Genomic DNA, 12,494 nt, shown 5'->3' with positions numbered 1-12,494 from the left:
CGAAATCAGGTGATCCCATGGGCACAAGCTTCAATGTCGAGGTGCTGAGAACCTTCCAGGCTGTGGCGCGGCTCGGGCGCTTCAAGGATGCGGCCGAGTACGTGCACCGCAGTCCCTCGGCAGTCACGGCGCAGATCCAGAAATTGGAAGAACAGGTCGGGCAGCAATTGCTCCTGCGCAGCAACCAGTCGGTCACGCTGACTCCGGCGGGGCAGCAACTGTTGAATGAGGCGACGCGTTTTTTGCTGGCGCATGACCGGCTACAAGCGACGCTCTCGCCACAAAAGATGATTGGCAAGGTGCGACTGGGCGTGCCCGAGGGGTATGCGGCAAACGTGATGAATGACCTGTTGCCAGCAGTGGCCGCCAGTCAGCCGAATCTGGCGCTGGAAGTGGTGGTGCGTTCCAGCGCGGAACTCATGGCGCTGTTTGCGCGCCAGCAATTGGACCTGAGTGTGGTCGTCAGTCGTGAGGCATTGGCGCAGGGTGAGAGGCTCGGTGCAACCCAACCGTGCTGGGCGTCGGCACCGGGGTTTCGTCACGATCCGCGCGTGCCCTTGCCACTGGCGCTGCCGTTGAAAGGCTGTCCGTACCGCGAGATGGCGCTGGCGGCGTTGAAAACGCAGGGGATCGCACACCGCGTGCTGCTGGAAAGCGCCAATTGGCAGGCGGTGCGGGCGTGCATGGAAAGTGGTGTGGCGGTGGGGATTGTCGAGCGGCTGGACACTGCGCAGACGCCGCTGGTGTCTGTCAAAGGGATGCACCTACCGCGTCTGCCGCACCATCACGTGTACCTGCTGGCGAATCCCGCCCAGCCTGTCGCTCCCCCGTTACAGGCGCTGATGGTATCGACGCTGCGCCTCTTCAGGGGATAGTCGGCGCGCCTTTGAGTAGCTGCACCGTGTGCATGAGCAATTCAGACTGGCGCTTCAGGTGCTTGAGCTGGCGCTGATAACGCTGCAAATCGCGGTGTGCCTGTACCAGGTGCTCAGAAGTCAACGGCGTCAGGTGGCGCTCGCCGGTCAGCACATACAACACATCCACCCCAACAGCAGCAATCGCGGCGAGGTAGTTGGCCTTGGGCGACCGGCTGGCATCCTCGTAGTGCCGCTGGGCATTGGCTTCGACGCCGCCGGCCTCCCCCAAGGCGCGCTGGGACAGTGTCAGGCGTAGTCGTTCTTCGCGTAAGCGTGCGCCGATCGTCATCGTGGTACGTCCCTGTGTGCGCCTGCGTGATCCATCCTTGGTGAGCGGCATTGGGCAGGCAAAGTGCCTGGGACGTCAATGGTTTTGCCTAGCCCTCGACGGGCGTGGCCGATTGGGGCTGGCGAGCCAACTCTGGCCGAGGGCGTTGCAACGCTTGCAGCAGGCAGCGGGTGGCCACGCGGTCGGTGTCTGACAGGTCGCGGTAGTACTGCAGCACCTGAACCTCATCGCGGGTCAGGCGCAGCACGCCCTGCGCACTGCTGCGGGACGCGGGTTTGGCGGATGACTGAGCCGTGGTCGACATCACGGGGTTCCTCCTCGGGTGGGTCAGTGGGACAGGCGTTCGTCGGGCAGGTCGCGACCGAACGCGCCGGTACGGGTGACTACATAGCGCATTTGCCTGCAACTGGCCTGTGCTTTTTCGCCTGATATCGCGTTTTCAGAACGGGCTGTCGGCGACACCGCACAAGCGTCTCAGACGTGACTGACACGCGAGGCCGGTAGGGCGTGCAACGCCTCCGCCGGGAGGGGGGTTGCCAGCGTAAAAGAGTGAGTACATAATTGCGTACATCGAAACCGCTGAAGTTGAAAAAACTCTAGCTGTTTCAAGGAGATAGAGCGGGGGTCTGAGTCTCGTTTCCCGCTCCAAGCATTAAGAAAAAGCCACTCAATAGAGTGGCTTTTTTTTGCCTGCGATTTGGACCTGTCTAAAATCGCCCGGTGAGCAGCGTTTGTGTGGGTGGTTCTCGGCATCGTAGTGAATTTGGCGGCTTTCACCCTTACGGTTACATGAGACGCCTTGCTCATGAAGGGCCAATCTTGGCCGGTAGCCGTCTGTTGCAGGCAAGCGAGGGTAGCGGCCGCTTGCGGCGTGGCGTGCAATTGCTGGCCCCGCATGAGTGATGTCACAATGTCGAGCCACGCCTTGCACGCTCAATCACGAGCGCGATTCACGGACTCTCACGATGCCCAGCCTCTGTTGCTGTTCTAACGCGCTCGACCGGCCGGAGAGACTTCTGTTGGCTCGGCTGCGTCGACTGCTGTGTTTTGTGTTGCTCTCGGCTCAGGCTGCGTGGGCGAGTCCGGGCACTCAACAGAATGGCGCCGAACAGGTGATTGATGTACAGCTGCGTTGGAAGCATCAGTTCCAGTTCGCGGGCTACTACGCCGCCATCGCCCAGGGCTATTACCGCGAAGAAGGACTGGACGTGCGCTTGCACGAAGGTGGCCCCAATGTCACGCCGGTCGAAGAAGTGCTCTCTGGGCGTGCCCAATACGGCGAAGCCAATAGTGAATTGCTCTACGCACGCCTGCATGGCAAGCCCTTGGTTGCGCTGGCGGTGATTTTTCAGCATTCGCCTTCCGTGCTCGTGGCTCGCACAGACCAAGGTGTTCGCACCGTGCACGACCTGATCGGCAAGCCGGTGATGCTGATGGATGCGCAGACAGATGCCGATTTTCTGGCGATGTTCCGTAGCGAGGGTATACCCCTCGAAAAACTACAACTGCTACCCAGTAGTTTTCAAATTGGGGATCTGGCCAGCGGTAAAGTTGCGGCGTTCAACTCGTACCTGACCAACGAGCCCTTCTACCTGCAACAGCGGGGCGTGGAATACAACATCATCTCGCCCGCCACCTACGGGATCGACTTCTACAGTGACATCCTGTTCACCAGCCAGGCCGAGATAGACGAAAACCCACAGCGGGTCGAGGCCTTCCGCCGCGCTACCTTGCGCGGCTGGCGTTACGCGATGGATAACCCCGAGCAAATCATAGACCTGTTGCTCAACCAGTATTCGGTGGAGAAAAGTCGCGCGCATTTGCAATTTGAAGCTCAGGCCATGCGTCCGCTGGTGGTATCTGACCTGATCGAGATCGGTCATATGAACCCAGGGCGCTGGCAACGTATGGCTGAAACTTTCCTCGAACTGGGCATGGTCGACTCTATCGCCGGTCTGGAAAACTTCATTTACGATCCCAACCCGCCGCAACTCGTCGAGCGACTGCGCAAGACCATTGTTCTGATCAGCATCGGCGCTGTGCTTGTCCTGATATTCGCTCTGGTTCTGTTGAATGCCCAGCGCCATCTACGCAACGAGATCAAGTTGCGCAAACGCGCCGAAGAGGAAGTACACAAGCTGGCTTTCTATGACAGCCTGACTGGCTTACCCAACCGCAATAGTTTTATTCCCTTCGCTAATCAGAGGCTGCTCGACGCAAAGAGTCGTGGAGAGCATCTGGCCCTGTGCTATATCGACTTGAACCACTTCAAGCAGATCAATGATCGTTATGGCCACCAGGCGGGCGATGCCATGCTGATCCACGCAGCCTCGGCCATCAAATCCAATATTCGCGAGTTCGAAATAGCCGCGCGTATGGGCGGTGACGAATTCGTAGTGCTGCTCGACTGCGCGCATCACAGAGGCGATATCCAGCGCATCACCCAGGAAATCTGTAAGGCCATCGACCTGCCCATTCCATGGAAAAACAGCCAGATCAAGGTCAGCGCCAGCCTAGGGGTGGCGTGGTATCCGGAAGATGGCGAAGGTCTGGACGACCTGATTTTCAAGGCCGACACCGCCATGTTCCAAAGCAAAGCCAGTATCGCTGCGCAGGTTTGAAGCTGCTTGCGCACTTCTCTCAGTCGGGTTCCAACAAGTGATCGCGCGCATAGACCAGGCTCGGGGCTTGTCCCGGTACGTCATCCAAGTACCCGCAGTGCTTCATCGAGAGCTTTTCCAGGACGTTGATCGAGGCGCTGTGGCTGGGTCGCACCAGTGCCCAAATGCGCTCAACCCCTAGCGATTCAAAGGCGTGGCTGATAGCGGTCGCGCCTAGTTCCGTCGCAAATCCCTTGCCCCAAGCCTCCACGGCGAATCGGTAACCCAGGTTTAGCCTGGGCTCGCCGCCATAGTTGTAGTGAGCGATGCCGCCAAAGCCTATGACAGTTTCCGGCAATTCACGCTGCGCTATAGCCCACCAGCCAAACCCGTGCTCCTGCCAGTGCGCAAGCCAGGTATCCAATACGTCCTGCGCGTCATTGATACTCACGAGTGGGCCGGCGGGGTTGAACTGCTGGGTCCTGGGGTCCCCGTAGATCTCGAACAGCCGCGTGAGGTCTGCGGGTTCAGGCTGTCGGTAAGTCAGGCGTGAGCTGGAAAGGGCCATCGGTGTGTCCTTCAATCAATATCGGCAAGGTTTCACTGAAGAATGGGCGTGGACGCCACGCAATAACAATCCCTGCCGTTCTGCTTGGCCATGTAGAGCATTTTGTCTGCCGAGGTGATCAACAGGCTGGGCGTCACGGGCTGCTCGCAGGGTTGGCTGCCGGCAATGCCGGCGCTGGCTGTCACGTAGCCCTGTGGGTGGGCGCTGTGCTCGATTTTCAGTGAGCGGATGGATTCCAGGATATCCTTGGCCACCACGGCAGCGCCGAGGCTGTCGGTATTGGGCAGCAGCACGGCAAACTCTTCGCCGCCATACCTCACGGCCAGGTCACCGGGCCTTTTTACCGCGCGTGCAATCGCTTGGCCCACGGCGCCGAGGCAATCGTCACCGGCGGCGTGCCCGTAGGTGTCGTTGTAGCGTTTGAAATAGTCGACATCCAGCATGATCAACGACAGGTGGGAGCGTTGCCGCTTGGCCAGCAGAATCTCATCCACCAGGGCGCTGTCGAGGCGTCGGCGATTGCCAAGCCCCGTCAGGCTGTCGGACAGCGCCATATCGCGCATGGATTGATGGGCCACGCGCAAGGCTTTTTCCATCACCATTCGCTGGCGCAACTGATTCAACACAATCAGCCCGAACACCGTGAAGGCGCTGATCAGGAAGAACAACACAAACCCGGTTTTAAACAGGTCCCAGCGCCACGGGGCAATAATGGATTCGCGCGAAAGCCCGGCTTCAACCACCAGCGGGTAGGTAGTCAGCGCTCTGTAGCCATACACGCGCTCGGTGTCATCCACCACCGCTTTGACCTCAGCGATGCCTTCATTGGATACCGGTAGGAAACGCTTGAAGATCGCACTGTCCGCCAGGCTTTTACCGACGATGGAAGGGAAAAACGGACGGCGCACCAGGATGGTTCCACTGCGCAGCGCCAGTACCAACGCGCCTTTGTCATCGATTTTGAAGTCGCCGTAGTAGTCGACGAAATAGCTGACCTTGATCGTGCCGAGCAGCACCCCGGCAAATGAACCATCGGGGTTATTCAGGCGGCGCGAAATGGGGATGATGAGGTCGTCGGTGGACTTGCTCTTGACCACCTCGCCGATGCGCACGTTTCGATCGGTGTGGCTGCGGTGGTACTGGAAATAATCGCGGTCGGCATTGTTCGCAGGTTCGGGAATCACCTCTTTGTCGGTCACGATCCACTGCCCGTCTGGGCCATAGATAAACAAGCCATGTAGCTGCGGCATCAGCTTGGCCTGCTGGACCAACAAATGGTGGATGCGCAGCACATTGATGGTCTGCAATCCGTCGCCTTCCACCCGTTCACCCAGCGCCGCCGTCAGTACGTCGACCTGGCGAATCGCATCTTCGGCGTGCTGCGCCGTTGCCCGGGCCAGGTTGGTGACAGAGTCGCGGGCCGAATCGAAGGCGGCGTGATAGTCGCGCCAGGTCCGCCAGCCTTCAACGGCCAGGAACGCCAGGATCACCGTCAGCATAAAAATGACCGTCAGGCGAAACGCAGCGCCGGGGCTCACGGCTGCGAAGGCAACCGCTTCAGTGACGTTGTGCGCCTGGGTCTTTGGCTGTTTGCGTCCAAGCATCTAAATGTCCTTGTGCTGATGAGAGAAGATAGCTCAAAACCACGCGCCTCAACGCTTGATCAGTGCGTCTACCTGCGCCACCAGCGCTTCAATTGCAAAGGGTTTGGTCAGTACTTCCATGCCTGGCCCAAGGCTCACCTCGCCGATGGCGGCACTCTCGGCATAGCCCGTGATAAACAGGGTTTTCAGATTCGGTCTCACCTCTCGGCCGGCGTCGGCCATCTGGCGGCCGTTCATGCCGCCGGGCAAGCCGACGTCTGTGATCAGCAGGTCAATATGCACATCGGACCGCAGCACCTTCAGGCCGGCAACGCTATCACCGGCCTCTATCAAGCTGTAGTCGAGCCCGCCCAGCACATCCATCAGCAGCATGCGCACGCTCGGTTCATCATCCACGATCAGGATGGTTTCACCGGACTTGGCGGGAGTGGCCGAAGCATGATTGATCTCTCGATTGTCTTCCGACGGCCTACCGTCAAATCGCGGCAGGTAAATATTGATCGATGTACCTTGGCCAACTAAGGAGCTGATGCGGGCGTGGCCACCCGACTGTTTGGCGAAGCCGTAGATCATCGACAGACCCAGGCCGGTGCCCTGGCCGATGGGTTTGGTGGTGAAGAACGGGTCGAAGGCTTTGGCCAGCACCTCGGGTGTCATACCCATACCCGTGTCGGTGACGCTCAGGCACAGGTATTGCCCGGCAGCGATCTCGTGAGCGACGGCCATTTGTGCATCGACAATGACATTGGCGGTCTCGATGCTGATGCGTCCGCCGTGGGGCATCGCGTCACGGGCATTGATGCACAGGTTCAGCAAGGCATTCTCCAACTGGCTGGCATCCACCAGGGTCGGCCAGCTGTTCGCCGCGCACAGGGGTTCGACGGTAATGCTTGGGCCTACCGTACGCTGGATGAGTTCGCCCATGCCTTCCACCAGCCGATTCACATCCGTGGCCCTGGGGTCGAGGGTCTGTCTGCGGGAGAACGCGAGCAAGCGGTGGGTCAATGCCGCCGCCCGTTTAGTCGCGCCTTGGGCTGTGACAATGTATTTGTCGGCCTCCAGCCATCGACCCTGGGCGATCCGCATCGCGATCAACTCCAGGGAGCCCGAGATCCCGGCCAGCAGGTTATTGAAATCATGGGCCAGGCCTCCGGTCAGTTGGCCGACGGCTTCCATCTTTTGCGACTGACGCAGTTTCTCTTCGGCCTGGATCAACTCAGCGGTGCGCTCGGCGACCCGTTGCTCCAGGGTTTCATTCAACACCCGCAGTGCCGTCGTGGCGCGGTCGCGCTCGGCTTCAACCGAGCGCCGGCCTTCAACATCGATGACCACCCCCGGCAGACTTACGGCCGAGCCGTCTTCGGCAAGGTCCACGCGGCCGTTGGCTTCGATCCAGTAATACTTGCCGTCGGCCCGGCGTACCCGGTACTGGTGCGCGTAGGCGCCGCCCCTGAGCAGCGCAGCGGTGATGGCGGTCGACAGCCCCTCGCGGTCCTCCGGATGCACCGTCGCTACCACTTGGGCCATGCTCAGGCCTTCGTGGCCCAGGGCAGGATCCAGGCCGAACGCGTGGGCGAAGGCCTCATCAATGGTGAAACGGTCGTTGGGCACGTCCCAGTGCCAGGTGCCGATGATTGCGCCAGCCGCCAGCGCAAGCTGTACGCGCTGAACGTTTTGCCGGGCAATGGCTTCGCTGATGCGCAGGCGCTCTTGGGCATTCCTGCGTTCGGTGACATCGCTGAAAATGATCGCGATCTGCCGGTCGGCTGGCGCACCCACGCGCACTGCACGCACGTCGAACCAGCGCTTGAAGGCTTCGGCGTAGTTTTCAAAGGTGGCAGGCTCGCCGGTCTTGGCCACATGCCCGTAGGTCTCGAACCAGAAGCGCTCCAGATTGGGGGCAAACTCGGTGACCCATTTACCGCGCAGGTTCACCCCGGCCTGACGCTCGAACGCGGGGTTGGCTTCGACGAAGCAGTAATCGATCGGTTGATCGTCGGCGTCGAACTTGACTTTGACGATGGCGAAGGCGGATTCCACCGTCTCCAGAATCGTGCGAAAACGCTCCTCGCTCTGACGCAATGCGGATTCGGCAATGCGCATGCGCGACAGGTCGAGCATCGCACCAATCATCCGCAGGGCCTTGCCCTCGGCATTGCGGATCACATGCCCGCGGTCGAGCACGTCTACATAGGTTCCATCCAGGCGGCGGAACCGATATTCCTCGGTCCAGGCCGTGCCGCTGCCGTTGATCACGGCAAAGATAGAGGTGCTTACACGCGCACGCTCCTCGGGGTGGATCTGGCTGACCCACCATTCACCCGATGTGTCCAGCGTCGCCAGGCAATAGCCGAAGGTGCTTTGCAGCGCCTCATTCCACAGGATCTGGTCGGTTTGCATATCCCAGTCCCAGATCGTATCGCTGGTGGCCTTGACGGCCAGTCGATAACGTTCTTGGGTTTGCGCCATGGAAATACGCGATACTTGCGCGTCGGCGACGTCCGGCAACGGGTCGCGAGCGCCTTCTGCCAGCTGAGCGCGCAGCCTTACGATCTCTGCTTCCAGCTGATCACGATTGAGTTCACTCAAAGCTTTTTCCATATATCGCTCAGGTAGCCGCGTCAGTCGCGAAGAGTGACAGAGACCATAGTGACAAGCGCGCACGCCACGCGGTTCCGGGCGCTGATCCTACACCTGATAAGGAGCCCATCCCAGCCATGCTGCTGTTCAATCGGTTGAGCGTATTTTCCACCCAGGCGCGCAGGGCACTCGGGCTGGTGTGGGGCACCTCACGCCCCCTGTTCCTGGGCCTGCTGCTGGCGACAATAGTCGCAGGGCTGCTGCCAGCACTCGCGGCCTGGATCGGCCAGCGCATTGTGGATGGGGTGGTGCACGCCATGCAGGTGCACGCCTCTGGCAGCCAGGCACCCGTGTGGCCGGTGATGCGCTACGTTGTGGCCGAGGCCGGTGTGCTGGCGCTGTTGGCCGCTGCGCAACGGGCGCTGTCGATGCAGCAGTCGCTGTTGCGGGTGAGGTTGGGGGTGAAGGTCAACTTGATGGTGCTGGAAAAAGCCCAGACCCTTTCGCTGCTGCAATTTGAAGACGCCGAGTTCTACGACAAGCTGGTGCGCGTACGTCAGGGCGCCTCGACGCGGCCGCTGAGCCTGGTGACCAAAGGCTTGGGGTTGGTGCAGAACCTCATTTCGCTGGTGAGTTTTGCGGTGTTGCTGGTGCATTTTTCGCCCTGGGCACTGTTGATCCTGGTGGTCGGCGCGCTGCCGGTGTTCTTCGCCGAGACGCATTTTTCGGGCAATGCATTCCGGCTGTTCCACCGGCGCGCCCCCGAGACGCGTCAGCAGAATTACCTGGAGTCCCTGCTGTCCCACGAGGCCCACGCCAAAGAGGTCAAGCTGTTTGGCCTGGCCCCGCTGTTACTCAAGCGCTACCGCGACAACGCAAACCGACTGTATGCAGAAGACCGCCTGCTGACCGTGCGCCGCGACGCCTGGGGTTTTGGCTTGGGCCTGTTGGGCACCGCAGCGTTTTACCTGGCCTACGCCTGGGTAGTACTCGACACCGTGCGTGGCCAGACCAGCCTGGGCCAGATGACCATGTACATCGTGCTGTTCAAGCAGGGCCAAAGTGCGATCACCGCCAGCCTCAGCGCAATCGCCGGGCTCTATGACGACAGCCTGTTCCTTTCTGACCTGTATGAATACCTCGAAACGCCCGTGATCATTCCCCATGGCCGGCTCACCCAAGGGGCCCGACCGGGCGATGGCCTGCGCTGCGAGCGGGTGAGTTTTACTTACCCAGGCGCCACATCCGCTGCGCTGCGTAATATCAGCCTGCACTTGGCGCCGGGGCAAAGCCTGGCGCTGGTGGGGGAAAACGGCTCGGGCAAGACCAGCCTGATCAAACTGCTGACCCGTCTGTATACCCCGGACGAAGGCCGTATCCTGCTGGATGGCAGCGACCTGCAGGAGTGGGACGAACAGACCCTGCGCCAGCGTATCGGGGTGATATTCCAGGATTACATCCGCTATCAGATGACCGTCGGCGAGAACCTTGGCGTGGGCGACGTCGACGCCATGAACGACCAGGCCCGCTGGCGCAGCGCGGCCACCCAAGGCGTCGCGGCCGAATTCATCGAGCGTTTGAGTAATGCCTATTCAACGCAGCTGGGGCGCTGGTTTGGTGGCCAGGAACTGTCCGGCGGGCAGTGGCAGAAAGTCGCCTTGTCACGGGCCTATATGCGTCAGGAAGCCGACCTGCTGATCCTCGATGAACCCACAGCGGCGCTTGATGCTGGCGCTGAGGCGGCGGTGTTCGAGCACTTTCGCGAGCATGCCAAGGGCCGTATGACGCTGTTGATCTCTCACCGCTTCTCCAGCGTGCGCAGTGCCGATCACATTATCGTGCTGGAGGCAGGGCAGATTCTGGAGGAGGGCAGCCACCGCCAACTGATGGCGGCGGGAGGGCGTTATGCCCAGCTGTTCGACGTTCAGGCACGGGGCTATCGCTAGACAACTCGACAGCCCCTGCGATAGCGATCAGAACTCCTCGTACACCGCTGGATCCTGATTGTTTATACGGCCGGTGGGGCTGGCGAGCCGAGCAATCACGGCCAGGTCATCGGCTGACAAGGCGAAATCAAACAGGCTCAGGTTTTCGCGCTGACGCTCCACCGAACTCGCTTTGGGCAAGGCAATTGTGCCGAGTTGGTAATGCCAGCGCAGGATCACTTGCGGGATGCTTCTACCCAGGCGCTCGGCGATGCCTTGCAGCGAGGGATCCTTAAGCAGGTGATTGGCTCGCCCCAAGGGGCTCCACGACTGCGTGACAATCCCGTGGGCTTTGTTCCAGGCCAGTTGCTCGTGCTGCGGGAAAAACGGGTGCAGTTCGATCTGGTTTACAGCCGGGGTCACGCCGCTGCCGTTGATCAGCGTCTCCAGGTGCTCCGGCAGAAAATTGCAGACGCCAATGCTCTTCACCCAGCCACGTTTGCGAGCTTCCACCAGTGCCCGCCAGGCCTGCACGTACAAGCCGTTGCTCGGGTTGGGCCAGTGCAACAAGTACAGGTCGAAATAATCCAGTTGGCTGCGATACAACGACTCTTCAATCGTCGTCAACGCCGCTTCAAATTCGTAGTGCCGTCCGGGCAGCTTGGAGGTTATGCGCAGCTGCTCGCGCGCAACCTCACTGCGCCGCACCGCTTCACCCAGCGCGCCTTCGTTCTCATAGTTCACCGCACTGTCGATCAAATGGTAACCGGAGCCGATGGCAGCCCGTATGACCTCAACGCCTTCGGAACCATTGAGTTTATAGGTGCCAAAGCCGACCGCCGGCAGGGTGATGCCATCATTGAGTTCAAGGGTGGGGATGCGTGGTTCAGACATCGCAGATGCCTCCTGTAAAGACGTGAGTCGAGTGCGGATTGAAACTTTTTGAGGGCGTGGGGGGCTCACGGTTCCAATTGATGTGCCGGCGGTGTCGGTTTGGTTGTGACAAGGAAGCCGTCAGAGGTACGCCCTGACGGCTCCTTTGGCTGATCAATGGCATAATCCCGTCCTTTCTTTTCAACGGATGCAAGGACGCGATGTTCAAACCCCTATCCCTCCTGTTTCTCTGCGCCGCGATCACGGGCTGCCAGAGCCTGACCCGACCCGCCGATTACGACTCCTCGCTGGTGAGCATGCGCTGCATGCTGATCGCCGGCAAAAAACCCTTCGAGCGTGACAACCTGCTCTACATCGAGCGCTTTGCCGATTACGGCAATGCCATGTGCAAAACCTCGTTGGGCAAGATGTACAAGGAAGGCGGATACGGTGTCGATCAGGATTTCGCCAAGGCGCGCGCGCTGTTTGTCGAGTCTGCCCAGCTCAATCCCGTCACCCATATTCTGCTGGGGCAAATGGCTGAGCGCGGTGAAGGCGAGCCGGTGGACTACGCCAAGGCGCGGGAGTTTTATCGTCTCTCGGGCAAGAATGCGGCATTGCCATTGGGACGCTTGATGGAGGAGGGCAAAGGCGGCCCGCAGGACCTGCCGGGAGCCTTGGCGCTGTATCTGGCGTCGACCGAGCGGTTTGGTGATGACGCCTGGGAGGCGATGAATCGTTTGCGCCAACAGGGCCAGCCACTGAGTGAGGCGCAGGCGGTGCGGTATCGCCAGCTTTGGATGTCGGGGTTCCTGAAGGAGCAGAACCGCCGCATGGCGGTTCGAGAGGTGTTCGATGCAGTCAATGCCACAGGCGCGGCCAAGAGCGTGAAGTTGTCCTATCGGTTCAAGTCCGACAGCGGTATACCGCAGGTGACGATGGTCAGCGCGTCGGGCGATGGGAATGTAGACAGTTGGGTCATGAAGGCCGCGTCACGCATTTCGATGGCGGACTCAGCGCCGCTGACGGACAGCTCCGGCGAGCAGGAGATCGTGGCGCCGCTGATATTCTCGCCTCAGGATACTCAACATATGAACGGAATATGCGGGAGAAAGCCCTGCAGTTGATGGCCGGATGA

The 12,494-nt window shown here is 60.4% G+C and carries 10 protein-coding genes; 4 read left to right on the top strand and 6 right to left on the bottom strand.

Going from position 1 to position 12,494, the window contains the following annotated elements:
• The first annotated feature begins 17 nt into the window (after positions 1–17).
• Positions 18–875, top strand: coding sequence for a LysR family transcriptional regulator (locus ACLD1Y_RS08385; RefSeq protein ID WP_429477162.1), 858 nt, complete (start codon positions 18–20; stop codon positions 873–875).
• On the opposite strand, the gene ACLD1Y_RS08380 is transcribed toward ACLD1Y_RS08385, so the two are convergent.
• Positions 865–1,206: a helix-turn-helix domain-containing protein gene (locus ACLD1Y_RS08380; RefSeq protein WP_429477161.1), complete on the bottom strand. Its 342-nt coding sequence runs from the start codon at positions 1,204–1,206 to the stop codon at positions 865–867. The two genes, ACLD1Y_RS08385 and ACLD1Y_RS08380, sit on opposite strands and share 11 nt — an antisense overlap.
• Before the next feature lie 88 nt (positions 1,207–1,294).
• Positions 1,295–1,510: a hypothetical protein gene (locus ACLD1Y_RS08375; protein ID WP_429477160.1), complete on the bottom strand. Its 216-nt coding sequence runs from the start codon at positions 1,508–1,510 to the stop codon at positions 1,295–1,297.
• A 661-nt stretch (positions 1,511–2,171) separates the two neighbouring features.
• Between ACLD1Y_RS08375 and ACLD1Y_RS08370 the strand changes: the two genes are divergently transcribed.
• Entirely contained in the window at positions 2,172–3,827 is a 1,656-nt protein-coding gene (locus ACLD1Y_RS08370) for an ABC transporter substrate-binding protein (RefSeq protein WP_429477159.1), read from the top strand.
• A 19-nt stretch (positions 3,828–3,846) separates the two neighbouring features.
• Here the strand turns inward: ACLD1Y_RS08370 and ACLD1Y_RS08365 are convergent, their stop codons facing one another.
• Genes ACLD1Y_RS08365 through ACLD1Y_RS08355 form a run of 3 tightly spaced genes read right to left on the bottom strand, consistent with a single transcriptional unit; the run spans position 3,847 to position 8,579 of the window.
• Positions 3,847–4,374, bottom strand: coding sequence for a GNAT family N-acetyltransferase (locus ACLD1Y_RS08365; protein ID WP_429477158.1), 528 nt, complete (start codon positions 4,372–4,374; stop codon positions 3,847–3,849).
• 32 nt (positions 4,375–4,406) lie between these two features.
• On the bottom strand, positions 4,407–5,978 hold the full coding sequence (locus tag ACLD1Y_RS08360; RefSeq protein WP_429477157.1) for a sensor domain-containing diguanylate cyclase: 1,572 nt from the start codon (positions 5,976–5,978) through the stop codon (positions 4,407–4,409).
• Positions 5,979–6,026: 48 nt separating this feature from the next.
• Positions 6,027–8,579 (bottom strand): PAS domain-containing protein, encoded by a 2,553-nt coding sequence (locus ACLD1Y_RS08355; protein ID WP_429477156.1) that lies wholly within the window; start codon positions 8,577–8,579, stop codon positions 6,027–6,029.
• A 116-nt stretch (positions 8,580–8,695) separates the two neighbouring features.
• Here ACLD1Y_RS08355 and ACLD1Y_RS08350 point away from each other — a divergent pair, with 116 nt between their 5' ends.
• Positions 8,696–10,504: an ABC transporter ATP-binding protein gene (locus ACLD1Y_RS08350; RefSeq protein ID WP_429477155.1), complete on the top strand. Its 1,809-nt coding sequence runs from the start codon at positions 8,696–8,698 to the stop codon at positions 10,502–10,504.
• Positions 10,505–10,531: 27 nt separating this feature from the next.
• Here the strand turns inward: ACLD1Y_RS08350 and ACLD1Y_RS08345 are convergent, their stop codons facing one another.
• Positions 10,532–11,377, bottom strand: a complete 846-nt coding sequence (locus tag ACLD1Y_RS08345) for an aldo/keto reductase (RefSeq protein ID WP_429477154.1) — start codon at positions 11,375–11,377, stop codon at positions 10,532–10,534.
• A 200-nt stretch (positions 11,378–11,577) separates the two neighbouring features.
• Between ACLD1Y_RS08345 and ACLD1Y_RS08340 the strand changes: the two genes are divergently transcribed.
• Entirely contained in the window at positions 11,578–12,483 is a 906-nt protein-coding gene (locus ACLD1Y_RS08340) for a tetratricopeptide repeat protein (RefSeq protein WP_429477152.1), read from the top strand.
• Positions 12,484–12,494 lie beyond the last annotated feature (11 nt).

This window comes from Pseudomonas sp. 18175, assembly GCF_050432925.1.
Taxonomy (GTDB): Bacteria; Pseudomonadota; Gammaproteobacteria; order Pseudomonadales; family Pseudomonadaceae; genus Aquipseudomonas.
Note: the sequence above shows the minus strand (reverse complement) of the source record. Positions and strands in the feature narration are given on the sequence as shown.